Genomic DNA, 26,883 nt, shown 5'->3' with positions numbered 1-26,883 from the left:
GGAGATTATTATGGCAAATAGAATTAGAGTCAGTACAGAAGTTTTGAACGCCGGTGTAGCAGGGTTTGAAGCACAGGCAGCTAAAGTAAAATCAATAACAGATGAAATGCTGAATATAGTAAACAATATGAGTGATGCATATAAGACAACTCAAGGTTCTGTAAGTTTTGTGAATAAATTCAATGAATTGCAGCCAAGGATTAATAATATGGAAAAGAATTTTGAAGGATATATAAATGCCCTTAAGGCTATTGAAAAAAATTACGATAGTACTGACGTTGAAGAATCCGGTACTGCATCAAATATACCTGTATAGAATCAGTATTTTATTTATAGGACTATGTATTGAGTAACTGTAGGTTGTAAAAAATATTATTATTTAGTTTAAGATTTTAAACCTGTGTTAGATTTGTAGTCAACACAGGTTTTATTTTGTGTGGAGGAATATGAGAAGAATAAGGTTGATATTGCTTCTTTGTGTAATAGGAATTTTTCTGGCGGGATGTAAGAGTAAAGAAGCAAGGGTACAGAAACAACTTGATTTGGGCTCCAAATATATGGCGGAGCTTGACTATGAAAGTGCAATCGTAGCACTTAATAAAGCCATCGAAATAGACCCGAAGAATGTGGATACATATAAGATGTTGGCGGAAGTATATGAGAAATCAGGACAGCTTGATGATGCAAGGACAACACTTGAGAAAGTATTTGATATTGACAGTTTATCATCAGAAAATAAAGATGAAATAAACAATAGAATTGAAAACCTTGAGTTTCTTGTAGCAATATCAAAGTTTCCTGGGGAATATGATGAGCCGACGGCATTGGAACTTAGCAATACAAAGAATTTAAAAATATATTATACAGTTGAGACAGAGAATAATAAATTTGCCGTTTCAAATGCTGAGTACGTTGAGCCTATAGTATTTGACGAAAATGGAACATATATTGTTACAACGCATACAACAGATGAAAATAATGTAGAACATAAAGAGGCTAAGGTAAAGTATGTTTTAAAGTTAAAGTCAGAAAATAAGGATAAACAATCTGTCAAGGAAGAGACTGAAACTACAAGCAGTACTGAGGTGACAAAGGGTTGGAAGCAGATAGGAGATGATTGGTACTATATTAAGGATGATGGTGAGTTTGCAAAAGGTGTGTTGGAAGAAGGTAAGGAAGAATACTACTTTGATGATAGTGGTAAGTTGGTCAAAAATCAACTGATAATAGAAAAAATTGAAGGCTCAGATGCTGCAGACAGGGTTATGCTTAGTAAGGGAGAGGCGGTAGATTATCTGTATGCTTATGCCGATGCAAATGGACAGATAAGAGATTTTTCAAGTTTATTGTCATATGGTCAGGTTATAGATAAGGGTAACTACTACGAGGTGACGGATGTACAAGTTATGGTATCACATCAGATTAGCCAGAGTGAATTTATAGAAGAATCAGTTGGAACCGTAGACAGCATAAAGATTAGAAAAGATGCATATGTTATTGTATATGCAGAAGAAGGTAGCAACTTTACTGATATAGGATACTATCCTGCAGAAGCCTACTATAAAGCGGCAGGTGGAAAGTTGTCTGCTGATATCAACGAGGAAGTATTTGTGTTGGGTGGTGGCACAGTGGTATATGATGCAGACGGATATATCATTGAGTATGGCGCATACTATTATCCAAGTCCAAGTTCAAATGATTCAGATGGAGTTGTTTTTATTAGACAATAAGGAGTATAAAAAATTGTGAGAAAATTAAAACTGTTGCTTATCTTCACAGTAATAATATTATTATTGATAGGATGTAAGAGCAAAGAAACAAGAGTACAGGAACAACTTGATTTAGGTTCCAAGTATATGGCGGAGCTTGACTATGAAAGTGCTATAGTAGCACTTAATAAAGCCATCGAAATAGACCCGAAGAATGTGGATACATATAAGATGTTGGCGGAAGTATATGAGAAATCAGGACAGCTTGATGATGCAAGGACCATTTTAGAAAAAGCCTTGGAGATAGAAGATTTACCGGCAGAGAAAATAGTAAAAATAAATGAAGAAATTGAGAGTCTGGAATATCTTGTAAAGATTTCTCAAATTCCAAAAGAATATAATGAGACTTTATCAATAGAACTTAGCAATGCGAAAGGGATTCAAATTTTTTACACTATTGAAACAGAAATAGCAGAAATGTCTATTTATGATGCTGAGTATAAAAATTCAATAGTATTGGATAAAAATGGAACATATATTATAACAACTTATACTATGGATGAGAATAGAGTAAAACATGATGAAGCTAAGGTAAAATATACTATAAAGCTAAAGTCAAGTGATAATGACAATAGTTTATCACAAGATACAAGTAAAGATGATAAACCGGAGATATTAAAAGGCTGGAAACAAGTAGGAGAAGACTGGTATTATTATAAAGATAATGGTGAACCTGCAAAAGAATGGAAGAAAATAGATGGGAAAATATACTATTTTGATGATAAAGGTAGAATGGCGAGGAATCAGATAATAAAAGAAAAAATAGCCGGTTTTGAAAGAGGACAAGTATTTTATGGTATTCTTAATTCTGATCAAGAAATGTATCGTATGGTCGGATATGCTGATATTAATGGTGAGGCAGGAAGCATAAGTTCTATGGTGTCAAGTGGAGAAGTTATAGACAGAGGTGACTATTACGAGGTTACTAATGTAAACTTTATTTCCTACAATACTAACGATGATAGAACTGAGCTGACAGAGGATATAGTATATACGGGCTCGGTTAACATCAGAAAAGATGCAAAAGCAGTGGTTTACTCAGTAGGAGATTATGATGGGGGAGAGTATAAAGGTGGTAGTACAACTTACTATAACGCAGAGGATTATTATAATGCGGCAGGTGGTAAGTTATCTATGGATACAATCCAAGAGACATTACATATTGACATGAATGACGGAGTAGTATATGACTCAGAAGGCTATATAATAGGTTATGGTTGTCTATATTATCCAAATGAAAAAGAAACAGCTAATGATGGGAAGCAGATATTTGAGGACTAACAATGAAAAGATTTAAACTAATATTTATCCTTATTCTTGTCGGAATACTATTGATAGGATGTAAGAGCAAGGGAGCAAGAGTACAAGAACAGTTGGATTTGGGTTCCAAGTATATGGCGGAGCTTGACTATGAAAGTGCAATAGTAGCACTTAATAAAGCCATCGAAATAGACCCTAAGAATGTAGATACATATAAGATGTTGGCGGAAGTGTATGAGAAATCGGGACAACTTGATGATGCAAGGACAACACTTGAGAAAGTACTGGATATTGATAGTTTATCATCCGAAAATAAAGATGAAATAAACAATAGAATTGAAAACCTTGAGTTTCTTGTAGCAATATCAAAGTTTCCCGGGGAATATGATGAGCCGACGGCATTGGAACTTAGCAATACAAAGAATTTAAAAATATATTATACAGTTGAGACAGAGAATAATAAATTTGCCGTTTCAAATGCCGAGTATGTTGAGCCTATAGTATTTGACGAAAATGGAACATATATTGTTACAACGCATACAATAGATGAAAATAATGTAGAACATAAAGAGGCTAAGGTAAAGTATGTTTTAAAGTTAAAGTCAGAAAATAAGGATAAACAATCTGTCAAGGAAGAGACTGAAACTACAAGCAGTACTGAGGCGACAAAGGGTTGGAAACAGGTAGGAGATGATTGGTACTATATTAAGGATGATGGTGAGTTTGCAAAAGGTGTGTTGGAAGAAGGTAAGGAAGAATACTACTTTGATGACAGTGGTAAGTTGGTCAAAAATCAGCTTATAAAAGAAAAAATAGAAGGCTCAGAAATTGTAGATATTGACATGCTTAGTAAAGGAGAGGCGGTATATTATCTGTATGGTTATGCCGATGCAAACGGACAGATAAGAGGTGTATCAAGTTTATTGTCATATGGTCAGATTATAGATAAGGGTAACTACTATGAGGTGACGGATGTACAAGTTATTGAGTCACATCATATTAGCGGTAGTGAGTTTAAAGAAGAATTAGTTGGAACCGTAGACAGTATAAAGATTAGAAAAGATGCGTATGCTATTGTATTTGAAGAAACAGATAACAACGTTACTGAGACATGGTATTATCCTGCAGAAGCTTACTATAAAGCGGCAGGTGGAAAGTTGTCTGCCGATATCAACGAGGAAGTATTTGAAGAAACTGATAATATAGATATGGTGGTATTTGATGCAGACGGATATATCATTGAGTACGGTGCAACATATTATCCAAGTCCGGATTCAAATGGTTCAGGAGATGACGGGCTTGTTATAGTTAGACAATAAGGAGCATATAGAATTATGAGAAAATTAAAACTGTTGCTTATCTTTACAGTAATAATATCATTATTGTTTGGCTGCAAAAGCAAGGAAGCAAGAGTACAGGAACAAATAGATTTGGGATCAAAATATATGGCGGAGCTTGACTATGAAAGTGCAATCGTAGCACTTAATAAAGCCATCGAAATAGACCCTAAGAATGTGGATGCATATAAGATGTTGGCTGAAGTATATGAGAAATCGGGAAGGCTTGATGATGCAAGGGAAACGCTTGAAAAGATGTTGGATCTTGATAATTTATCATCTGATAATGAAGATGAAATCAATGACAGAATCAAAAATCTTGATTTTCTTGTAGCTATATCAAAGCTTCCCGGAGAATATGATGAACCGACGGCATTGGAACTTAGTAATACGGGCTCAAATGATATCTACTACAGTATAGATACAAAAGACAGCAGACTTGTAGCTACAGATATGAAGTATACATCACCGATACTTTTAGATGAGGATGGAAGCTATATAGTAAAAGCGTATACTGTCGACAGCAGCGGTAATAAACATGGCAGTACGGAGGTTAAGTATACTATAAAGCTGTCTAAGGAGCATTTAGAGAAAGACAGTTGGGAGAGTATTGGAAATATCTACAGATACCGTGGAAAAGACGGAAAGATAGTCACAGGTTGGCAACAGATAGACGGAAGTTGGTACTACTTCAAAGAAAATGGAGATATGGCAATAGGAGTTGCAGACATAAACGGTGTAAAGTACTGCTTTGATGAAGACGGAGTGATGCTGACAGGTTGGCAGCAAATAGACGGTAAGTGGTATTATTTTGGAGATGACGGAGCAGCAAAGAGCGGTTCTCAGAGTATAGACGGTAAGCAGTATTACTTTGGTGAAGATGGTGACATGCTCACAGGCTGGCAGCAGATAGACGGTAAGTGGTACTATATCTCAGACAGCGGAGAACTAAGCGCAGGCTGGAAAGAGATAGCCGAAAAGTGGTATTACTTTGCCGGCAACGGCGAGATGAAGACTGATCAGTACATAGACGGATACTATGTAGGGGCTGACGGAGTAAGAACAAGTATTATTCAGGAGCCGACACCACCAAGTAAAAAGTACACAGATAAATTTACTTTTGAGCAGACACTTGTGGATGGAAGCAAACTGAATCCTTCATCTTACACAGAAGACGGATATGAGAGTCCTATAAATTTTGCACTGGCTTCATATAACAGTAAGATTATAGATAGAGGAAGCTACTATGAGTTGACTGATGTAAGTTTTAAATATATCAGATGGAATGCAGACCGATCAATGTTTTCTCGCTTTTACGAAACGGTTGAGAGTACAACTATATATATTAGAAAAAATGCAGTTGTTACATTAGGAGATAAGTATAATAATAAGCCTACTATAACGATGAGTGCGGAAGAATGTTACAAAAAGTATGGTGGCTTTGCATTAAAAATAAATGAAGGGTTATTACAAAGTAACACATATGATGGATTCAAAGTAGATTCAAAGGGTTATATCACAGCTTTTAATGATGATAGTGCTTATTTGGATGAATAAATATTAAAACAGGAGTGTATATGAAGAAAATAAAACTGTTATTTATACTTGCACTTGTAGGAATGTTATTGATAGGGTGTAAAGGTAAAGCAGAAAGAGTACAGGAACAACTGGACTTGGGTTCCAAGTATATGGCGGAGCTTGACTATGAAAGTGCAATCGTAGCTCTTAATAAAGCCATCAAAATGGATCCTAAGAATGTGGGTGCATATAAGATGTTGGCGGAAGTTTATGAGAAATCGGGAAGACTTGATGATGCAAGGGCAACACTTGAAAAGATACTTGATCTTGAAGACCTGCCATCTAATAATAGAGAAGAGATAAATGACAGAATAAAGAATCTTGATTTCCTTGTAGCTATATCTAAGTTGCCGGGAGAATATGATGAACCGACGGCATTGGAACTTAGAAATATAGGCTCATATGATATCTACTACAGTATAGATACAAAAGACAGCAGACTTGTAGCTACAGATATGAAGTATACATCACCTATACTTTTAGATGAGGATGGAAGCTATATAGTAAAAGCGTATACTGTCGACAGCAGCGGTAACAAACATGGCAGTACGGAGGTTAAGTATACTATAAAGCTGTCTAAAGAACATGTAGAGAAAGACAGCTGGGAGAGTATTGGAAATATCTACAGATATCGTGGAACAGACGGAAAGATAGTTACAGGCTGGCAACAGATAGACGGAAGTTGGTACTACTTCAAAGAAAATGGAGATATGGCTACAGGAGTTGCCGACATAAACGGTACAAAGTATTGCTTTGATGAAGATGGAGTGATGCTGACAGGTTGGCAACAGATAGCCGGCAAGTGGTACTACCTTGGAGATGACGGAGCAGCAAAGAGCGGTTCACAAAGTATAGACGGTAAGCAGTATTACTTCGGCGATGATGGTGCCATGCTTACAGGGTGGCAGCAGATAGACGGTAAGTGGTACTATATTTCAGACAGTGGAGAATTAAGTACAGGCTGGAAAGAGATAGACGGCAAGTGGTATTACTTTGCAAGCAATGGCGAGATGAAGACTAATCAGTACATAGACGGATACTATGTGGGGGCTGACGGAGTAATGACTGCTGAAAGCACTAATACCGTCACAGCGTCTAGTGAAAACACTGACTATAAGAAGTTATACAGAGATGTATTAACGAAGTTGTATACAAAACATAGGTTAGAAGGTGTTTACGATTATGGGGAAAATACTGAAATGGAGATAGATGAATCAAGAGAACCCAAATATACATTGTTAGATGTGACCGGTGATGGAAAGGCTGAGCTTATTGTATATGCTAAACCGGGTATTTCAAGTATATATGGGGTTAAAGATGGAAAGATTTCGTTATTATTCAGTACTTATATGGATACTACATGCAGTATATTGAATGACAATACGATTGTTACAGGTACTAGGATTTCTAATACAGCAGCCCCTGATAGACCTGTCAATGCAGGAGTTGGGTTTGAATGTTATAGATACAATCAACAGACAGGCAAGTTTGAAGATTATGGAGGTGGTGAAGCAATAAATCCGGAGTCTGATGAGTATAATGCTGATGATGGACAATATTATGATAATTTAATGAGCAAGGTTGTAATGGAAACTTGGGAGGGGGCAAACATACCGGTCACACCTGAGAACATCGCTAAAATAAAATAGAAATTTGATTATCTGAGGAATGTTTATGAGAAAAATAAACATATTATTTGTCCCGGTATTAATACTTGATGATATACAAATGCATTCAAGTTAAATTTTATATAAACTATGAAGGGAAGTCTGTAAATAATAAACACAATCAGCATAAAATAGTAAGAGAAAATTAATAAATGATTGACAATATATTAATATAGTTTTAAACTAAAAATTATATTAAGGAGTGCAAATTGATGAGTGGAATAGGATTGGCTTTTGTAATTATACTATTAGTTTTGGTGTTATTTTGTGATTTTAAAGAGAGCTCTATTACGTCTCCACATCAGTTTTTTGACTTTTGAGGAGATGGAGGGCTCTTTTTGTGCTTTAATTTAAGCAATAATATATAAAAATGTTTAGAAAAGAGGTCCTGAAAAGGTGTTGGTGATGGGAAGTGATACTAGGGACGATGTGATTAAGAATAACGAATTTTTGAGAGCAATAAACATGTTTACGCATGAGTAGATTTTATTATATAAAACATATGATATAGATTGGAGAATTATGAAGAAATTTATTTTGCCATTAGTACTTACCTTTTCAGTGGTTTTAACAGGTTGTGCTAATATTACTTCAATGAGGGTAAATGCACAAATGAAAAGCGCACAAAAGTATATGTTAAAAGAGGATTATGAAAAAGCTATTGTAAAATTAGAGAAAGCAATTTCTATAGATCCTAAAAATGTAGACGCTTATATTTTGCTTGCAAAAGCATATCAGGAGGCTGATATGCAGGAAGAATCTGAAGAAATTATTGATAAAATTCGTGATATAAAAGGCGTAAGATTAAGCAGTATACAGGAAGAAAAAGTCAGTGCTCTGGATAGTAAGAGAATATATAGTGAAATACTTAATAATTACTATAAAACCGGAATTATAGGAGATGTTGATGAATTGTATTGGCTCGATGATGCTGATGAAATATCAACTTTAGATGATGACCGTGTAGGAGGATATTACTATTTTACATTAGAAGATGTAACAGGTGACGGTAAAGACGAAATAATTATCGGGAAAAAACTTAAAAGTCTTGATTCTACATTAGGATATATATATGAAGTAATAAAAGGTAGAGCAGTAAGAATTGGGTTTATGGATTCATATAAAATATTTACTGACAATAATCTTTTAGTTAAGAGTTTTGTGGATTCAGATACAAATGAGCAGAAAACCTATGTATATGGTTATAATACTTCTATAGCGGAATTTCTTAGCTTGGATAAAGACAAATATGGTAAAGAAATAGAAGAAGCAAATGAAATGATTGCAAATAATAAAATAAAGTTAAAACTTGAAGATATAGTAACTCCTTTAAATCCTGATAATATCAGGGATACTGTAGATACAATGAGTATTCCCGATATTGATATATATGAAGAGGATAAAATCATTGATAATGAAGAGAGTTCTGATAATAAAAAAAGTAAGCACAAAAAAGATAAAGAACTATATAAGGAGTTTCTAAGCAAGAGTTTTGATGAAGAATTTGGGCACAGATTTAAACTGATAGATCTTACTGGAGATAATAGGGATGAACTTATTGTAGAGAGTTTTAAAGATGATTTTGACTCATATGATGTTTATGGGATCACAGAGGATACAGTTTATTTTATGTGTGGTACTTATTGTGATTATTTTAGAATATTCGATGACAATTCCATAATTTTTGTCAATGAGTATTCGAATCAAAAGAAGAAGTTTGAATACTATGAATATAATAGAGATATTAGAAGATTTTATATGGAAAAAGCAGGTGAGTATAGAGAAGGTGATTTGGAATACTTGGATAAATTGCTTGAGAAGAAAGTAAAACTAACCGGTGATGACATTGATACTGAGTTAACAAAAGAAAATTTAGATGTAGTATTTGGAGATTAGTATAAGATTACTTGGAAATAGACGATAAATATCTTAATAATCTTATTAAAAAATCACATAGACTTAGAGGATATAAACGTTGATACTACAGGATAATATTGAAAAGATGCTTAAGTAGTGTATTAAAAAATATGGAGTATTATGAGAAGAATTAAACTAATATTTATCCTTATTCTTGTCGGAATGCTATTGATAGGTTGTAAGAGCAAGGAGACAAGGGTACAGGAACAACTTGATTTGGGTTCTAAATATATGGCGGAGCTTGACTATGAAAGTGCTATAGTAGCACTTAATAAAGCTATAAAGATAGACCCGAAGAATGTGGATGCATATAAGATGCTGGCTGAAGTATATGAGAGATCGGGAAGACTTGATGATGCAAGGGCAACACTTGAAAAGGTGCTTGAACTTGATAATTTATCATCCGATAGTGAAGATGAGATAAACGACAGAATCAAGAATCTTGATTTTCTTGTAGCGATATCCAAGTTGCCCGGAGAATATGGCGAACCGACGGCATTGGAACTTAGTAATACGGGCTCAAATGATATCTACTACAGTATAGATACAAAAGACAGCAGACTTGTAGCTAGAGATATGAAGTATACGTCACCGATACTTTTAGATGAGGACGGAAGCTATATAGTAAAGGCGTATACTGTAGACAGCAGCGGTAACAAACACGACAGTACAGAGGTTAAGTATACTATAAAGTTGTCTAAAGAGCATGGAGAAAAAGACAGTTGGGAGAGTATTGGAAATATCTACAGATACCGTGGAAAAGACGGAAAGATAGTCACAGGCTGGCAACAGATAGACGGAAGCTGGTATTATTTCAAAGATAATGGAGATATGGCAACAGGTCTTGTTGATATAAATGGTGTAAAGTACTGTTTTGATGAAGACGGAGTGATACTGACAGGCTGGCAGAATATATACGGCAAGTGGTATTACCTTGGAGATGACGGAATAGCAAAGAGCGGTTCTCAGAGTATAGACGGTAAGCAGTATTATTTTGGTGAAGATGGTGCCATGCTGATAGGTTGGCAGCAGATAGCCGGTAAGTGGTACTATATATCAGACAGTGGAGAATTAAGTACAGGCTGGAAAGATATAGACGGCAAGTGGTATTACTTTGCAGATAACGGAGAGATGAAGACTGATCAGTATATAGACGGATACTATGTGGGAGCTGACGGAGTAAGAACAAATATAATGCAAGAACCTGTACCTCCAAGTAAGACCTTTACTGATAAATTGTTAAGAGGAGAGATAAAAGGGCTTGATGATGATGATAATGGTATGTATGCTGCTTATGCAGGCCATATGCTTTCAACAGGTAAAGTAATTGATAGAGGGAATTTTTATGAGGTACAAGATGTAACAATTTACGGTACACATGATGTCCAAATTGAACCATATAAAACGACAATTTATATAAGAAAGAATGCCAAGGTAATGTATCAAAGTGGTGGAGATATTCTTGCCGGTAGGACAGCGGAAGATGTATATAAAAGTAGGGGAGGAAGGATAATACCTGAAATTGAATATGAGTATAATTCATACGACGAAGATGGTAAAATATATACTTTTATGTCAGATTTATTTTGGGACTCATATTCTGAAAGTATAGGTTATAAAAGTTTAGATTCATCGGGATATATAGTAGTACTTACAGGTCCAAGTGAATAAAACATATAATGAGTATTATTAAATTTATGGAGTATATATGAAAAAAAGAATATATATATTTTTGGCTTTTGCTGTATTACTTAGCGGATGCTCAAGTATTTCTAAAATTAGGGCAAGTCATCATATAAAAGCCGCAGAAAAATATTTATTGGAAGAGGATTATGAACAGGCTATTATAGCATTGAATAAAGCAATAGAATTAGAACCTAAAAATGTAGATAATTACTTATTGTTGGCTGAGGCATATCAGAGAGACGGACAATTGAATAAATCTAAATCTGTATTAAAGAAGATAAAGCGTTTTGATGATTTAACAGATGAGGAAATTGCAAAGTATAATGCTCTTAATATGAAATTTGTTTATAAAGATATTCTTACTAATTTTTATAATACCGGAAAGATTGGTGGTAGCATAGACTTTGACGGTACAATATCGGAAGACTATGAAAATACATACTTATTTAAAATAGTGGATGTTACCGGAGATGGAAAAGAAGAAATTATCATATATAAAAAAAACAATGAAGTACCTGTTGATACACAAAGCGAAAAAAGTGGATTGTATATATATAAGGTAATAGAGGATAAAGCTATTGAAATAGATAATATATTTATGTCAAAAGATTTTAATGAAATATTCTTTACTGATAAATCTCGTATCAGTTCTTATGGAGATTTCTATTCAAATCCTCTTCAATATTGGTATTATACTTATAATGATGATATATCGGAATATCAATACAATGAAGAAGAACCAAGTTTATCTGAATTACAACAAAAAAAGGTGTTGTTTGACAGTGATTCAATGGATACAGTTTTGAATATTGAAAATATTGATATTGAAATAGATAATATGGAACTTGTGGATATGGGTGAGATATATGTGTCCGATGATACTAAAGATGTAGATATTAACAATGTAGATATTAACAATGTAAAAAAGCTATACAAAGATTTACTTTATGGGGAATATAATCTTGATGGCAGTTATAATTATAAATTACGCCCTTTCTCAGAAGGTATAGCTTATCAATTTGCCTTAAAGGATGTTACCGGAGATGGAGTAGATGATCTTATACTGAGAGTAAATGTACGACATTATAGTGAAGATGCATTTGAAATATATAGTGTAGTTAATGATAAAGTATACAATATATTGAATAATGACTTGATTCTTAGAGACATTATTATCTTTGAGGATAATTCAGTACTTGTCCCTAGTGCCGGAAATAATTATATTGACTATATTATATCTGCACCATATCCTTATGACTACTATTTATATAATAGTAATATATCAAGGTTTGTTGAAGAGAAAGAGGGAAGTCTGGATTATTATGGGAATACAACAAATTATGAATACCTGAATAATGTGATAAAGAAATCACCAAAACTTACCGGTGATGACATAAATATTGATATAACACCGGAAAATATTGAAAAGATGCTTAAGTAGTGGATTAAAATATATGGAGTATTATGAAAAGAATTAAACTAATATTTATCCTTATTCTTGTCGGAATGCTATTGATAGGTTGTAAGAGCAAGGAGACAAGAGTACAGGAACAACTTGATTTGGGTTCTAAATATATGGCAGAGCTTGACTATGAAAGCGCGATAGTAGCACTTAATAAAGCCATCAAGATAGATCCTAAGAATGTGGATGCATATAAGATGTTGGCGGAAGTATATGAGAAATCGGGACGACTTGATGATGCAAGGGCAACACTTGAAAAGATGCTTGATCTTAACGACTTGTCATCTAAGAATAAAAATGAGATAAACGATAGAATCAAGAATCTTGATTTTCTTGTAGCTATATCCAAGCTGCCGGGAGAATATGATGAACCGACAGCATTGGAGCTTAGCAATATAGGCTCAAATGATATCTACTACAGTATAGATACAGAAGACAGCAGACTGGTAGCTACAGATATGAAGTATACATCGCCTATACTTCTTGATGAGGACGGAAGCTATATAGTAAAGGCATATACTGTAGACAGCAGCGGTAACAAACACGACAGTACAGAGGTTAAGTATACTATAAAGCTATCTAAAGAGCATTCAGAGAAAGACAGTTGGGAGAGTGTCGGAAATATCTACAGATACCGTGGAAAAGACGGAAAGATAGTCACAGACTGGCAACAGATAGACGGAAGTTGGTACTACTTCAAAGAAAATGGAGATATGGCTACAGGAGTAGCCGACATAAACGGTGTAAAGTACTGTTTTGATGAAGACGGAGTGATGCTGATAGGCTGGCAACAGATAGCCGGAAAGTGGTATTACCTTGGAGATGACGGAATAGCAAAGAGCGGTTCACAGAGTATAGACGGTAAGCAGTATTACTTCGGCGATGATGGTGACATGCTGACAGGCTGGCAGCAGATAGCCGGTAAGTGGTACTATATCTCAGACAGTGGAGAACTAAGTACAGGCTGGAAAGAGATAGACGGAAAGTGGTATTACTTTGCAAGCAACGGTGAGATGAAGACTGACCAGTACATAGACGGATACTATGTGGGTGCTGACGGTGTAAGAACGGATATTGTACAGGAGCCGGTACCACCAAGTAAAAACTGGACTGATAAATTTTTAAGAGGTGAGATAAAAGGACATGCATTTGATGATGAATATGGCCCATTATATGCTGCAGATGGAGGTCATATGTATTCAACCGGTAAAGTAATTGATAGAGGAAATTTCTATGAAGTACAAGATGTAACAATTTACGGTACACATGATTCAGGATTCGAACCATATACAACTACAATATATGTAAGAAAGAATGCAAAGGTAATGTATCAAAATGGCAATGATATTCTTGCAGGTAGGACAGCGGAAGATGTATATAAAAGTAGGGGAGGGAAGATAATACCTGAACATGATTATGAGTTAAATTTAGCTGATGAAGATGGTAGAATATATACTTTTATATCAGATTTACATTTCGATTCGGATTATGAAAGCTTAGATTCTTTGGGATATATAGTGTTACTTACAGGTCCAAGTGAATAAAATGTATAAAGTGCGTTATTAAATTTATGGAGTATATATGAGAAAAAGAATATATATTTTTGGGGCTTTTGCTGTATTACTTAATGGGTGTTCAAGTATTTCTAAAATGAGGACAAGTAATAATTTAAAAGCTGAAGAAAAATATTTATTGGAAGAGGACTAAGAGTAGTAGATTAAGGTATTGAATAGAGCGATAAAATTAGAAAATGAAAATACAAATAAAAAAATCACCAAAACTTACCGGAGCTGATGTGAATACTGAAAAAACACCGGAAAATATTGAAAAGATGCTTAAGTAGTGGATTAAAATATAGGGAATAATATGAAAAGAATTAAAATAATATTTATCCTTACTCTTGTTGGAATACTATTGATAGGCTGCAAAAGCAAGGGAGCAAGGGTACAAGAACAGTTGGATTTGGGATCAAAATATATGGCGGAGCTTGACTATGAAAGTGCTATAGTAGCACTTAATAAGGCTATAAAGATAGACCCGAAGAATGTGGATGCATATAAGATGTTGGCAGAAGTATATGAGAAATCGGGAAGGCTTGAGGATGCAAGGGCAACACTTGAAAAGGTGCTTGAACTTGATAATTTATCATCCGATAATGAAGATGAAATCAATAATAGAATCAAGAATCTTGATTTTCTTGTAGCAATATCAAAGCTGCCGGGGGAATATGACGAACCGACGGCATTGGAACTTAGTAACATAGGGTCAAATGATATCTACTACAGTATAGATACAAAAGACAGCAGACTTGTAGCTACAGATATGAAGTATACATCACCGATACTTTTAGATGAGGACGGAAGCTATATAGTAAAGGCATATACTGTTGATAGTAGCGGAAAAAAATATAGCAGTACAGAGGTCAAGTATACCATAAAGCTGTCTAAAGAGCATGTAGAGAAAGACAGTTGGGAGAGTGTCGGAAATATCTACAGATACCGTGGAAAAGACGGAAAGATAGTTACAGGCTGGCAACAGATAGACGGAAGTTGGTACTACTTTAAAGACAATGGAGATATGGCAACAGGTCTTGTTGATATAAATGGTGTAAAGTACTGTTTTGATGAAGACGGAGTGATGCTTACAGGTTGGCAGCAAATTGCCGGTAAGTGGTATTACCTTGGAGATGACGGAATAGTAAAGAGAGGTTCACAGAGTATAGACGGTAAGCAGTATTACTTCGGGGATGATGGTGACATGCTGACAGGCTGGCAACAGATATCCGGTAAGTGGTACTATATCTCAGACAGTGGAGAACTGAGCACAGGCTGGAAAGAGATAGACGGTAAGTGGTATTACTTTGCCAGCAACGGCGAGATGAAGACTGACCAGTATATAGACGGATACTATGTGGGGGCTGATGGGGTAAGGACAAATATAATTCAAGAACCTGTGCCACCAAGTAAAAAATATACGGATCAGTTCAGATATGGTAAACATAAAATGCATATGGACGACTATTACTATGAACATACTGGATACATATATAATGATATGTTAGTTCAGGCTGTGATGTCAGAGGGACCCATAATTGATAGGGGAAATTATTTTGAAGTACAGAATGCTGTATTTATGGGGTATACACATAGTGCAGAATTTGCTACTGATTGGTATGAAATATTTACAACAACAGTTTATGTTAGAAAATATGCTGTGGGAACATTGTATGGTAATGAAATGATGAAAATGACAAAAACAGCAGAACAGTGTTTTAATGATTCCGGTGGTAGACTTGTAAATGATGATAGCAGTACAGATATCGTACTATATACAATTTTTGATGATCATTTAAATGAATATATGGATAAGGATGGATATATAATTAAGTTTGATGATTTAATGATGCATTCATCCTAAATGATTTTTATAAAGATTTTGTATATATCACCAGGTGGACTTGTAATAGATATTGGGGATTTCTGCAAAGTGCAAGATACATATTTTATGACTCCAGATAGAGGTTCCACTGAGAGAGTCGAAGTTAGCACGTTATTTATAATACCAGATTTATATTAGAAAGAATGTAAGTGGGGTTAGTAGAGTTTGGATATAGGTATAAGATAGCTAAACCGGCGCTATAGAGAGTTAGGAGGTAAATTCTATAGGTCATCTTCTTCGCTGGATGAGGTACTTGGAATACAAGGCTATGATGATTTGAAAATTGATGAGAACGGATATTTTACAAAATTAAATGATACTTATTTTCATGTAAATTAGAATTATGGGTATTCAGGAGTAACTATGAAAAAATTAAAATTTTTACTAATTATTTCGATTATCGGTTTATTGATAATAGGGTGTAGTAGTAAAGTTGCGAGGATAAAGGAGCAACTTGATTTGGGGTCTAAATATATGGCAGAGCTTGACTATGAAAATGCAATAATTGCTTTGAATAAGGCTATAGAAATAGATCCGAAGAATGTAGATGCATATGCTATGTTGGCTAAAGTATACGAAAAATCAGGTAGACCGGATGAGGCAAAGTCTACTTTAGAAAAAGTTTTGGAGATAGAGAATTTATCATCACAGAAAATAGACGAGATAAATGAAGAAATTGAGGTCTTGCAGTACCTTGTAAAGATTTCTCAAATTCCGAAAGAATATGATGAATCATTATCAATAGAACTTAGTAATGCAAAAAGCCTTCGAATTTTTTACAATATAGAAACAGAAAATTCCGAAATGTCAATTGTCGATGAGGAGTACACAAATCCTATAATATTGGATAAGAACGGAACATATGTTTTGACAACTTATACAATGGATGAGAATGATGTGAAGTATGATGAAGCTAAGGTAAAGTATACCATAAAGCTAAAATCAAGTAATGATGATAGTGGCTCATCGGAAGTTAAAATCGAAGAGGACAAGTCGGAGATATTGAAAGGATGGAAACAGGTAGGAGAAGATTGGTATTACTATGAGGATACCGGTGCGACTATAAAAGGTAGAAAGTGGATAGATGAAAATCCATATTTCTTTGATGATGAAGGCAAATTGATTAGAAATCAGTTTGTAAAAGAAAAAATAGAAGAGTTTGAAAAAGACGATATATATCTTGAACTGATAAATACAGGAGGAGATATGTACACACTGGATGATTATGCTGACAGTGACGGGGTTTTATGGGATGTTGCAGGATTATTATCCTATGGCGATGTAATAGATAGAGGAGATTATTTTGAGGCTACTGAAGTAAAAATAACCGGATGGAATTATGATAAAGAATATAATAAAACAGATATGTATGCTCCAAAAGATATAGGCTCCATAAAAATACGAAAAGATGCAAAACTTGTTACATTTGTAGAAGAAGACTATAAAGGGGATATCTATGCTAATTACTATCTTGCGGATACATACTATAATGTTGCAGGAGGAAAGCTTTCAGAAGTTACTTTTCCTGAAACATTGGATTTAAATAACACTTGGAGAACCGTAGTGGATAAAGGAGGGTACATTATAGGAGCAAAACCTGTATATGATGCAGACGATAGCGGTGTTGGTATGTTAACATATGTGCAATAGATTTATATATGAAGTTCTATAAAAGGAGTAAGGCCAGATATTAAATATACATAAATTTTTATAAAGGTAGTTATTATGAAGTAGCAAACTTTAACTTTGGAGGTACTATGAAATTATTTGATAAAGCATTCAAAATAGTTATATGTACATTGTCTGTAAGTTTTATTTTTACAGCGTGTGGAATAACTAAAAAAGAAGATAAAAGCAGGAACGTAGAAAGTAAGCATGAAACAGAAGAAAACTATAAGGTAGAGACCAAAGGAAAAGACAAAGAAGAAACAAATACCGAAACTAAAGAGGAACCAAAAAAAGAAATTAAACAGATGAAGTATACGGCTGTAAATGACGGAAATCTTGTCGGAAATTTGGTTTGCTATGGAAGAATGGTAAATAATGGAGATGTATATTACTTCAGGAATCCTAAAGACCAGGAGAGAATTTATTCTGTAGATATGAGTGGTAATGTAAGTCGTATATCGACTGATATATTTATGAAGGATATGCACATTTTAAATGGAAACATATACTATGCAAATACCACTATAGGAGATCAGCCGGATAATAATTTTACAGATAGAAATATATATAAATATTCTATAAGTACCGGAGAAAATATAAAAGTTACGAATCTTGATTTTGGTGTAGGTGATGACAGCTGGTTAAGTTTTGAGAGTCTGGCTGATAATTTTTGCTATTTTAGTTATTCAAACGGACGGGATGGAATATATCATATTGCAAGAATATATATAGACGGTCAGGATTTTTCAGAGATTTATACTATACCGCAAGGTCAAAATGTAGGTAATCCAAATGTAAGTGTTGTGGACAATAAGTATGTATACTTTATTACAAAAGAAGGATTGAATTGTTACGACATGGAGAAAAGGGAAAATTCTGTTGTTATTCCCGGATTTGACTGCCAAAATTATATAATTTATGATGGTATACTTTACTATACTGAGGAAGATGCTTATCTTAGAAGCAGTGATCTTGCGGGTGGAAATAAAAAGATAGTTTATGACGGATCAGGCTTAGGGTTTAAAGTAGATCATGTACAGTTCAACATTTATGAAAATAATATATATGTACTTGAAAAATCATATGATCAAAAGATGGGATCATTGAAGAAGATGTCCATGGACGGAAGTAATGTGGTGGATATAGCGGATGATATAAAATGGTTTAATATAGTGAATGGAAATGTATTCTTGAGATATTGGGACGGGAAGAGCAAACCGGATACTGAACTATATACATACAATATTGCAGCCAATACACCTATAGGACAAATGGTAAATTTCGATACAGCGGTATTAAATGCAAATAAAGAGTAGGTATTAATATAATATACATTGACAACAAGAAGGAGTGTGTTATGAAGTTAAAACAAAATATTTTTTTATTAATCTTTACAATATTGTTATTGATGGGGTTAACAGGATGCGGGAAAAAGACAGTGGTACTTGATGATTATCTTGAGTTTTCATCAGAAGGTTATGATACAAAGGGAACTGCTACGGTATCATTTAATTATCGAAAGTTTGAAGATGAATATGGAAAGAAAATAAAGTTTAAAAAGAAAGATGAGAGACGAAAATTTATAAAGGAATATTCTCTTAAATCTTCTATAAGTGATGCAAAGCTTTTGATCTCAACTTGTGTAAAGCTTGAACTTGATGAAGATTCAAACTTAAGTAATGGAGATACTGTAAATGTAAAATTTGACTGTGATGATGAGCTGGCAGAGGAATACTTTGGGGTAAAGTTTAGTTATTCAGATGTGGAGTACACTGTTGATAATCTAAAGAAAGTTGATAAATTTAATCCTTTTGATTATATTAAGGTTACATTTACAGGAACGTCACCTAATGGTAGTGTGAGTATAGAAACTGATAAAGCCAAGAAAAGGGAAGAGTTACAATATTTTACTTTTAATCCTAACAAAATAGAGGGAATTAAAATAGGTGATACAATAAAAGTAATTGCTGAATGTGACATAAATGATGATGAGTTTATTGAGAAATTTGGTTCAATAATAGAGAAAACTGAGAATGAGTATAAATGCGATAATATAGACAGGTATGTGACAAAAGCTGATGAAATATCTGAAAAGGCGATGAATGAATTAATAGCTGAAGGTAACAGTATATTAAATGAAGATGCGGCAAGTGGTTTGAGCGAAACAGAAAAACTTATCAATGTCGCATATGTAGGGAACTATTTCTTGAGCGCAAAGGCAGGAATAAGTAATTGGAGTGAGAATTATTTATATCTAGTATATAAAATTCAGGTATCAAATTCGAAATATGCACAGTTAGATTATTATGATTATGTTAGATATGAGGATATAAAGCTATTGGCAGATGGAAACTTTAGTTTAGATTTGAGTAATTACCAAACGGCAAGAACAAGATTGGAACATTTTTATCCTGAAGAAGGAGGATATTTTTACTACGGATATCAGGATCTGAGTTCATTTACTAATGATTGTATAACTTCTAAAGCAGATAATTATGAATACACTACAAGTATAACTCAATAAAAATTGATATATAAAGTTAATAGTTTTTGAATCTTTAGGTGGGGAGACTTTCTTCACCTAAAAATTTTTATTTAAGGAGACAGATTATGATAAATAGAATATATCTTGCAGGCGGTTGCTTTTGGGGTGTTGAAGGATACTTTAAAAGAATTAAAGGTGTGGTGGATACGACTTGCGGCTATGCAAACGGTAATACGCAAAATCCAAGCTATGAAGAGGTTTGCAGGCACAATACAGGACATGCTGAAGCGGTTTTAATTGATTTTGATGATAGTGTATTAAGCCTTGAGGACTTACTTATTTATTATTTTAGAATAATAGATCCTGTCAGCGTAAACAAACAGGGAAATGATGTTGGAACACAGTATAGAACAGGGATTTATTATACAGATGAAGCTCAGTTGCCGACAATAAATGAGGCAATAGAAAAAGAGCAAAGAAAGTATAGTGAAAAAATCGCGGTAGAAGTATTGCCGATTGAAAACTTTTATACTGCGGAAGAGTATCATCAAGATTACCTTGATAAAAATCCTAACGGATACTGTCATATAAATCTTGCTTGGGCAAACGAGCCTATAGTAAGGTCGGAAGAATATATAAAGGATGATGATGAGGTTTTAAAAAACAGACTTAGCGCTCTACAATATGATGTAACTATGAATGCGGCTACAGAGAGACCTTTTGACAATGAATTCAACTCAAATTTTGAAAAAGGTATATATGTGGATATTACATCAGGTGAACCGCTTTTCTTTTCTACAGACAAGTTTGAATCGGGATGCGGTTGGCCAAGTTTTTCAAAGCCTATACAAAAGGATTTGGTGCATTACAAAGAGGATTTAAGCCTTGGAAGAAGAAGGATTGAGGTAAGAAGCTCTAACGCCGATATTCACCTTGGACATGTGTTTAATGACGGCCCAAGAGAGCTTGGCGGTTTAAGATATTGCATTAATTCTGCGGCACTTAGATTTATTCCTTTAGATAAAATGGAAGAAGAGGGATACGGTTATCTGATAGAGTACGTTTCATAAGTAAATTGTCCTTGTAAAAAAGCATTTAAAATGTTAGTCTAAACAAAGAAAATTAAAGGGGATGAATATGACTGACAATTTTAAATACGGTGAAGAGACGAAACTTGAAAAGACAACTGAAAAAAGAGCGAATTTCTCAGGAGGCCTTGGATATATCCTGGCTGTGGCAGGTTCTGCGGTAGGCCTTGGTAATATTTGGAGATTTCCGTATCTGGCGGCAAAGTACGGTGGAGGTATGTTTTTATTGACCTATCTTGTACTTACTCTTACGTTCGGATATGCAATGATTATGTCCGAGACTACCATAGGCAGAATGACAAAGAGAAGTGCAATAGGCGCATTCAATCAGTTTGGAAACAGCAAGATACTTAAGGTGGGCGGATTTATAAATGCGATAGTACCTGTACTTATTGTGCCTTATTACAGTGTAATAGGAGGTTGGGTAGTAAAATATCTGGTAGAGTATATAAAGGGAAATGTATCAGGGCTTGCAAGTGACGGATATTTCGGTAGCTTTATAGGTGACACAAAGATAGTATTTTTTTGGTTTATAATATTTGCAGCAGCTACATTCGTTGTAATACTTGGCGGTGTGGAGCAGGGAATTGAGAGAGTGTCAAAAATAATGATGCCTCTGCTCATCATACTTGCAATTATTGTTGCCGCCTATTCGGTAACAAGACCGGGAGCCATGGCAGGAGTGAAGTATTTTTTTGTTCCGAACTTCAGTAACTTTTCATTAATGACGGTGGTTGCGGCACTTGGGCAGATGTTTTATTCTCTGTCCATTGCTATGGGTATTTTGTACACTTATGGCTCATATTTGACAAGAGATGTGGATGTGGAGATATCAACTTCAAGAGTGGAGCTTGTGGATACGGGTGTGGCTGTTTTGGCAGGACTTATGGTTATTCCTGCAGTGTTTGCCTTCTCGGGCGGTGACCCTGCAAAGCTTAAGGCCGGACCTTCGCTTATGTTCATTACCTTGCCGAAGGTTTTTGAAAGCATGGGAGCAGGACGCATTGCAGGTATAGGATTTTTCCTGCTTGTGCTTTTGGCTGCACTTACAAGTGCCATATCACTTGTGGAAACCAGTATTTCCACTTTCTGTGACGAGCTTAATTTAAGCAGAAATAAATCTATAATTTTAATGGCTGTGATAATGGTATTTGTCGGAGGCGCTTCTGCGGCAGGATACGGTATATGGGATTTTGTTTTGATATTTAAGATGCCTATACTTGACTTCCTTGATTTCCTTACAAACTCTATTATGATGCCTATAGCGGCACTTGCCACCTGTTATTTGGTGGTAAAAGTGATTACATTAAAGAAAATTGATGATGAAATTTCATATTCTTCAGCATTTAAGAGAAAAAAGCTTTATAATATAGTAATGAGGGTATTTGCACCGATATTTTTAATCGTAATATTGGTGAGTGCAATATTAAATACCTTGGGATTTATCAGCCTGTAAAATCGGCTTAGTCTATGCTCATATTTGACTTTACAAAGAATGGAGTTTTCAATGAAAAAATTGGATGTAGTTGCATTAGGAGAATTATTGATTGATTTTACACCTGCAGGACTGTCTCCTGCAGGAATGAGACTTTTTGAGCAAAATCCGGGAGGAGCACCGGCAAATATGCTGACCGCCGTATCCAGAGTCGGATTAAAAACAGCGTTTATAGGTAAGATAGGTGCCGACATGCATGGAGACTTTTTAAGAAGTGTACTTGACAGTGTCCCTATTGATACAAGCGGATTGATTACCGACCCTTCAGTATTTACCACCTTGGCTTTTGTAAGTCTCTCAATAACAGGAGAGAGAGCCTTCTCATTTGCAAGAAAGCCGGGAGCGGATACAAGACTCACTATAGATGAGATAAATAAAGATATTCTCTCGGATACAAAAGTATTTCATGTGGGTTCACTTTCTCTTACAGATGAGCCTTCAAGAAGTGCTACATTTGAGGCGGTAAAGCTTGCTAAGGAAGCGGGAGCAATTATATCCTATGACCCCAATTACCGTGAGCCGCTTTGGGACAGTGTGGATAAGGCCATGGAGATGATGAGATTGATGTCTGAGTTTGCGGATATTATGAAAATATCCGATGAAGAAACATCTCTTCTTACACCATATATGGAACCGCTTGAGGCAGGCAAGTACTTGGTGGAAAGAGGAAGAAAACTTGCTGTAGTTACGCTTGGAGAAAAGGGTGCATTGGTCGTTTCAAAAGCGGGATATGTGGAAGTACCGGGATTTAAGAGTAATGTTGTGGATACTACAGGAGCCGGAGATTCCTTCTGGGGAGGTCTGCTTGCAAGATTTTTAAGTGAAAATATGGATCTTGACAATATAACTTCAAAACAGATGTATGATATTGCAAGATTTGGAAATGCTGTAGCAAGTCTTTGTGTGGAAAAAAGAGGCGGAATTGTAAGTATACCTTCACTTGATGAAACTTTAGAGAGGTTAAAGCAATGAAAAATATCGATGTGGCGGTTATAATGGCAGGCGGAAAGGGCAGCAGACTTCGTAGTATAACTAATGATGAAATACCGAAGCCCATGGTGCCTGTGGACGGCAAACCTTTACTTGAATATCAGGTGGAGAAGTTAAAGGCCTATGGAATAAAAAAGATAGTAATGATTGTAGGGCATTTGGGTGAAAAAATTGTAGATCACTTCAAGGATGGAAAAGACTTCGGAGTTGAGATTGACTATATTTTTGAAAAGGAACCGCTTGGTACTGCAGGAGCATTTTATTATTTAAAAGATAAGATAGATGCTAAGGATTTCATGCTTGTTTTCGGAGATGTTTTCTTTGATATGGATTTTGACAGAATGGAAGATTTTCATTTCAAAAATTCAGCCCTGACTACGCTTCTTGCACATCCAAACGGCCATCCGTATGATTCGGATCTTATCCGGACGGATGATACCGGAAGAGTTATAGGATTTGATTCAAAGCATAATGTAAGAGATTACTGGTATGACAATATGGTCAATGCAGGTATGTATATAATTAACAGAAAACTGCTTGACTTGGTAAAAGAACCTGTAAAGACAGATTTTGAAAAGGATATACTTGCAAATCAGGTTAAAATCGGAGCAAATATTTATGCATATCATACACCTGAGTATGTGAAGGATGTAGGTACCGTGGACAGAATAAATGCTACGGTAGAGGAGCTAAAGAGCGGACTTATTCAGTCAAAGAATTTAAAGAATAAGCAAAGAGCGATATTTATTGACAGAGACGGTACTATAAATGTTTCAAAGGGATTTATATCAAAAGCTGATGACCTTGAACTGATCCCGGGAAGCATTGAGGCTATAAAGGCAATAAATAAGAGCGGTGCACTGGCAATAGTTATAACAAATCAACCCGTTATTGCAAGAGGCGAGTGTTCTTTTGAAGAACTTCACAATATTCACAATAAGCTGAAGACTCTTCTTGGTGAAAAGGGAGCTTTTGTAGATGATATTTTCTATTGTCCACATCATCCTGATAAGGGATTTGAGGGTGAAGTGCCTGAACTTAAATTTGACTGTGAATGCAGAAAGCCGAAGACCGGTATGATTGACGAGGCGGTAGAGAAATATAATATAGATCTTTCAAAGTCATATATGGTGGGAGATTCCACAATGGATCTTGAGACGGCAAGAAATGCCGGAGTAAAATCCGTGCTTGTAGATACAGGTTTTGCCGGAAATGACGGCAAATACGACAGAAGCTGCGATATTGAGGCTAAAAATCTCTTTGATGCGGTGGAGAAGATAATTAAAGATTTCAGATAAGAATATTAAAAAAAGAGGCCGGGAATTTTACAATTGTTGCAGCAGTCTAAAAACAACTGCAAATGATTGTAAAATACAGCCTCTAAAGTTTTTTCTACCAAGTACATCTTGCGCTTGCGCCGCATGGCAGGATGAAGTCTGATTTATTTACAGGTAAACCTATTTCCATAGCTTCTATGCTTGCTGCAGGAAGCTTATTTTCTTCTAAAGACTTCTTCATCATATAGGTCAGTACACCGGGGGCCAGACCTGTGGTATATGAGTTGATAAGGAAGAAGAGCGGTTCTTTGCTAAGCAACTGTGTTGTCAGCTTTATAAATTCATATATGGAGTCTTCTATTTTCCATATCTCACCCTTAGGACCTCTTCCGTATGAAGGCGGATCCATTATTATGGCATCATAGGTATTTCCACGTCTTATTTCTCTTTGTACAAATTTTATACAATCATCTACAAGCCATCTTATAGGAGCATTGGAAAGCCCTGAGCTTACCATATTTTCCTTTGCCCAGCCTACCATACCCTTGCTGGCATCTACATGTGTTACATTGGCACCTGCGGCGGCTGCGGCCAGAGTAGCACCACCTGTATATGCAAAAAGGTTAAGCACTTTGATTTCACGGTTTTTATCTGTAGCTTCTTTTATTTTATTATAACTGAAATCCCAGTTTGTAGCCTGTTCAGGGAATACACCTGTATGTTTGAATGTAAAAGGTTTTAGATTAAATGTTATTTTTGATGAAGGCAGTTCATAATCAATACTCCAGGTATCAGGAAGATTAAAAAATTCCCAATGTCCACCGCCGGCCTTACTTCTGTGGTAGTGCCCGTTTTTTTTCTTCCATGCAGGATGTGTATGCTCCGTATTCCAGAGTACTTGAGGATCGGGTCTTACCAGTATATAATCTCCCCATCTTTCAAGCTTTTCACCGTTTGAAGTATCCAGTATTTCATAGTCCTTCCAATTATCTGCAATCCACATAATTTTTCTCTCTGTTTTTTATTATAAAAAATGCCGCTTGGTTGCATTCACAACCTAATACGGCATTGTCTGTACCGGTTAAACCGGCTATTTACTAAAGATATTTAAATAATTCCTGTGCCTCATCTTTTTTAGTAGTTTCCTTCAAGGAAAGTACCTCAAATTTTACAGACTTGCCACCGAATAATACTTCTACAATATCCCCTACTTTTACTTCAGCAGATGCTTTAACAACCTTATCATTGATAAGAACTCTTCCGGCATCACATGCTTCATTGGCTATTGTGCGTCTTTTGATTACTCGTGAAACCTTTAAAAACTTGTCAATACGCATTATTTATTAACAGCATCCTTTAGTGCCTTACCCGGCTTGAACTTTGGAACTACGCTCTCAGCGATCTTCATTGTCTCGCCTGTTCTTGGGTTTCTTCCTTCTCTTGCAGGTCTTACAGATGTCTCAAATGTACCGAAGCCAACAAGCTGGATCTTTTCCTTCTTAGCAAGTTCTTCTGTAACAACTTCTACAAAAGACTTAAGTGTAGCCTCAAGGTCCTTCTTTGTAACGGAATTATCCATCTTCTTAGCAATAGCATCGATTAACTCTGTTCTATTCATTTTCTTCCTCCTAAAAATAATGTTCTAAACATTATACTAAAATATTACTGCCGGATTTAGTCGGCAATACAAAATCATTATGAGATATGATACCACTCATAACATAATTTATATAGTCTGTTTAGGCTGATTTGTCAAGAAGAATAAG

The 26,883-nt window shown here is 35.2% G+C and carries 22 protein-coding genes; 19 read left to right on the top strand and 3 right to left on the bottom strand.

Annotated elements, in window-relative coordinates; genetic code table 11:
• The first annotated feature begins 10 nt into the window (after positions 1–10).
• The 19 genes from SBH76_RS04065 to SBH76_RS03975 all read left to right on the top strand — a co-directional run bounded on the left by SBH76_RS04065 (position 11) and on the right by SBH76_RS03975 (position 25,138).
• On the top strand, positions 11–316 hold the full coding sequence (locus tag SBH76_RS04065; RefSeq protein WP_317976866.1) for a WXG100 family type VII secretion target: 306 nt from the start codon (positions 11–13) through the stop codon (positions 314–316).
• Positions 317–446: 130 nt separating this feature from the next.
• Positions 447–1,730 (top strand): tetratricopeptide repeat protein, encoded by a 1,284-nt coding sequence (locus tag SBH76_RS04060; protein WP_317976865.1) that lies wholly within the window; start codon positions 447–449, stop codon positions 1,728–1,730.
• A gap of 15 nt (positions 1,731–1,745) precedes the next feature.
• Positions 1,746–3,050, top strand: coding sequence for a tetratricopeptide repeat protein (locus SBH76_RS04055; RefSeq protein WP_317976864.1), 1,305 nt, complete (start codon positions 1,746–1,748; stop codon positions 3,048–3,050).
• A 2-nt stretch (positions 3,051–3,052) separates the two neighbouring features.
• Positions 3,053–4,348: a tetratricopeptide repeat protein gene (locus SBH76_RS04050; protein ID WP_317976863.1), complete on the top strand. Its 1,296-nt coding sequence runs from the start codon at positions 3,053–3,055 to the stop codon at positions 4,346–4,348.
• Between the two features lie 15 nt (positions 4,349–4,363).
• A complete protein-coding gene (locus SBH76_RS04045; RefSeq protein ID WP_317976862.1) occupies positions 4,364–5,923 on the top strand; it encodes a tetratricopeptide repeat protein in 1,560 nt (519 codons plus the stop codon).
• 20 nt (positions 5,924–5,943) lie between these two features.
• On the top strand, positions 5,944–7,593 hold the full coding sequence (locus SBH76_RS04040) for a tetratricopeptide repeat protein (protein ID WP_317976861.1): 1,650 nt from the start codon (positions 5,944–5,946) through the stop codon (positions 7,591–7,593).
• Between the two features lie 540 nt (positions 7,594–8,133).
• On the top strand, positions 8,134–9,507 hold the full coding sequence (locus tag SBH76_RS04035) for a tetratricopeptide repeat protein (protein WP_317976860.1): 1,374 nt from the start codon (positions 8,134–8,136) through the stop codon (positions 9,505–9,507).
• 141 nt (positions 9,508–9,648) lie between these two features.
• Positions 9,649–11,199, top strand: a complete 1,551-nt coding sequence (locus SBH76_RS04030) for a tetratricopeptide repeat protein (protein WP_317976859.1) — start codon at positions 9,649–9,651, stop codon at positions 11,197–11,199.
• Between the two features lie 37 nt (positions 11,200–11,236).
• Positions 11,237–12,655 (top strand): tetratricopeptide repeat protein, encoded by a 1,419-nt coding sequence (locus SBH76_RS04025; RefSeq protein ID WP_317976857.1) that lies wholly within the window; start codon positions 11,237–11,239, stop codon positions 12,653–12,655.
• Between the two features lie 23 nt (positions 12,656–12,678).
• Positions 12,679–14,220: an N-acetylmuramoyl-L-alanine amidase family protein gene (locus SBH76_RS04020; protein ID WP_317976856.1), complete on the top strand. Its 1,542-nt coding sequence runs from the start codon at positions 12,679–12,681 to the stop codon at positions 14,218–14,220.
• Positions 14,221–14,257: 37 nt separating this feature from the next.
• Positions 14,258–14,383 (top strand): hypothetical protein, encoded by a 126-nt coding sequence (locus tag SBH76_RS04015; RefSeq protein WP_317976855.1) that lies wholly within the window; start codon positions 14,258–14,260, stop codon positions 14,381–14,383.
• A gap of 159 nt (positions 14,384–14,542) precedes the next feature.
• Positions 14,543–16,093 (top strand): N-acetylmuramoyl-L-alanine amidase family protein, encoded by a 1,551-nt coding sequence (locus SBH76_RS04010; protein WP_317976854.1) that lies wholly within the window; start codon positions 14,543–14,545, stop codon positions 16,091–16,093.
• Between the two features lie 384 nt (positions 16,094–16,477).
• The gene (locus SBH76_RS04005) at positions 16,478–17,764 is read left to right on the top strand and encodes a tetratricopeptide repeat protein (protein ID WP_317976853.1); all 1,287 of its coding nucleotides are present in this window, start codon (positions 16,478–16,480) and stop codon (positions 17,762–17,764) included.
• A 107-nt stretch (positions 17,765–17,871) separates the two neighbouring features.
• The gene (locus tag SBH76_RS04000; protein ID WP_317976852.1) at positions 17,872–19,098 is read left to right on the top strand and encodes a DUF5050 domain-containing protein; all 1,227 of its coding nucleotides are present in this window, start codon (positions 17,872–17,874) and stop codon (positions 19,096–19,098) included.
• 41 nt (positions 19,099–19,139) lie between these two features.
• The gene (locus SBH76_RS03995; protein WP_317976851.1) at positions 19,140–20,306 is read left to right on the top strand and encodes a hypothetical protein; all 1,167 of its coding nucleotides are present in this window, start codon (positions 19,140–19,142) and stop codon (positions 20,304–20,306) included.
• Positions 20,307–20,392: 86 nt separating this feature from the next.
• Positions 20,393–21,337 carry a peptide-methionine (R)-S-oxide reductase MsrB gene (gene msrB, locus SBH76_RS03990; RefSeq protein ID WP_317976850.1) on the top strand — a complete coding sequence of 315 codons (945 nt, stop codon included), beginning with the start codon at positions 20,393–20,395 and terminating at the stop codon, positions 21,335–21,337.
• A gap of 67 nt (positions 21,338–21,404) precedes the next feature.
• The gene (locus tag SBH76_RS03985) at positions 21,405–22,811 is read left to right on the top strand and encodes a sodium-dependent transporter (RefSeq protein ID WP_317976849.1); all 1,407 of its coding nucleotides are present in this window, start codon (positions 21,405–21,407) and stop codon (positions 22,809–22,811) included.
• Between the two features lie 51 nt (positions 22,812–22,862).
• Positions 22,863–23,822: a carbohydrate kinase family protein gene (locus tag SBH76_RS03980; protein WP_009662535.1), complete on the top strand. Its 960-nt coding sequence runs from the start codon at positions 22,863–22,865 to the stop codon at positions 23,820–23,822.
• Positions 23,819–25,138: an HAD-IIIA family hydrolase gene (locus SBH76_RS03975; protein ID WP_317976848.1), complete on the top strand. Its 1,320-nt coding sequence runs from the start codon at positions 23,819–23,821 to the stop codon at positions 25,136–25,138. Before SBH76_RS03980 ends, SBH76_RS03975 begins: the two co-directional genes overlap by 4 nt.
• Before the next feature lie 94 nt (positions 25,139–25,232).
• On the opposite strand, the gene SBH76_RS03970 is transcribed toward SBH76_RS03975, so the two are convergent.
• The 3 genes from SBH76_RS03970 to SBH76_RS03960 all read right to left on the bottom strand — a co-directional run bounded on the left by SBH76_RS03970 (position 25,233) and on the right by SBH76_RS03960 (position 26,753).
• Positions 25,233–26,120 (bottom strand): class I SAM-dependent methyltransferase, encoded by an 888-nt coding sequence (locus tag SBH76_RS03970; RefSeq protein WP_317976847.1) that lies wholly within the window; start codon positions 26,118–26,120, stop codon positions 25,233–25,235.
• A gap of 94 nt (positions 26,121–26,214) precedes the next feature.
• Entirely contained in the window at positions 26,215–26,454 is a 240-nt protein-coding gene (locus SBH76_RS03965) for an RNA-binding S4 domain-containing protein (RefSeq protein ID WP_007591079.1), read from the bottom strand.
• Positions 26,454–26,753: an HU family DNA-binding protein gene (locus tag SBH76_RS03960; protein ID WP_255347314.1), complete on the bottom strand. Its 300-nt coding sequence runs from the start codon at positions 26,751–26,753 to the stop codon at positions 26,454–26,456. The genes SBH76_RS03965 and SBH76_RS03960 overlap by 1 nt, the downstream gene beginning before the upstream one ends.
• Positions 26,754–26,883: the final 130 nt, after the last annotated feature.

Source organism: Lachnoanaerobaculum sanguinis (genome assembly GCF_033242365.1).
In the GTDB taxonomy this organism is placed as follows: Bacteria; Bacillota; Clostridia; order Lachnospirales; family Lachnospiraceae; genus Lachnoanaerobaculum; species Lachnoanaerobaculum sanguinis.
Note: the sequence above shows the minus strand (reverse complement) of the source record. Positions and strands in the feature narration are given on the sequence as shown.

Coding starts and splice junctions, on each gene's coding strand:
- SBH76_RS04065 (WP_317976866.1), top strand. CDS start 11: ATGGCAAATAGAATTAGAGTCAGTACAGAAGTTTTGAACGCCGGTGTA.
- SBH76_RS04060 (WP_317976865.1), top strand. CDS start 447: ATGAGAAGAATAAGGTTGATATTGCTTCTTTGTGTAATAGGAATTTTT.
- SBH76_RS04050 (WP_317976863.1), top strand. CDS start 3,053: ATGAAAAGATTTAAACTAATATTTATCCTTATTCTTGTCGGAATACTA.
- SBH76_RS04045 (WP_317976862.1), top strand. CDS start 4,364: ATGAGAAAATTAAAACTGTTGCTTATCTTTACAGTAATAATATCATTA.
- SBH76_RS04040 (WP_317976861.1), top strand. CDS start 5,944: ATGAAGAAAATAAAACTGTTATTTATACTTGCACTTGTAGGAATGTTA.
- SBH76_RS04035 (WP_317976860.1), top strand. CDS start 8,134: ATGAAGAAATTTATTTTGCCATTAGTACTTACCTTTTCAGTGGTTTTA.
- SBH76_RS04030 (WP_317976859.1), top strand. CDS start 9,649: ATGAGAAGAATTAAACTAATATTTATCCTTATTCTTGTCGGAATGCTA.
- SBH76_RS04025 (WP_317976857.1), top strand. CDS start 11,237: ATGAAAAAAAGAATATATATATTTTTGGCTTTTGCTGTATTACTTAGC.
- SBH76_RS04020 (WP_317976856.1), top strand. CDS start 12,679: ATGAAAAGAATTAAACTAATATTTATCCTTATTCTTGTCGGAATGCTA.
- SBH76_RS04015 (WP_317976855.1), top strand. CDS start 14,258: ATGAGAAAAAGAATATATATTTTTGGGGCTTTTGCTGTATTACTTAAT.
- SBH76_RS04010 (WP_317976854.1), top strand. CDS start 14,543: ATGAAAAGAATTAAAATAATATTTATCCTTACTCTTGTTGGAATACTA.
- SBH76_RS04005 (WP_317976853.1), top strand. CDS start 16,478: ATGAAAAAATTAAAATTTTTACTAATTATTTCGATTATCGGTTTATTG.
- SBH76_RS04000 (WP_317976852.1), top strand. CDS start 17,872: ATGAAATTATTTGATAAAGCATTCAAAATAGTTATATGTACATTGTCT.
- SBH76_RS03995 (WP_317976851.1), top strand. CDS start 19,140: ATGAAGTTAAAACAAAATATTTTTTTATTAATCTTTACAATATTGTTA.
- msrB (WP_317976850.1), top strand. CDS start 20,393: ATGATAAATAGAATATATCTTGCAGGCGGTTGCTTTTGGGGTGTTGAA.
- SBH76_RS03985 (WP_317976849.1), top strand. CDS start 21,405: ATGACTGACAATTTTAAATACGGTGAAGAGACGAAACTTGAAAAGACA.
- SBH76_RS03980 (WP_009662535.1), top strand. CDS start 22,863: ATGAAAAAATTGGATGTAGTTGCATTAGGAGAATTATTGATTGATTTT.
- SBH76_RS03975 (WP_317976848.1), top strand. CDS start 23,819: ATGAAAAATATCGATGTGGCGGTTATAATGGCAGGCGGAAAGGGCAGC.
- SBH76_RS03970 (WP_317976847.1), bottom strand. CDS start 26,120: ATGTGGATTGCAGATAATTGGAAGGACTATGAAATACTGGATACTTCA.
- SBH76_RS03965 (WP_007591079.1), bottom strand. CDS start 26,454: ATGCGTATTGACAAGTTTTTAAAGGTTTCACGAGTAATCAAAAGACGC.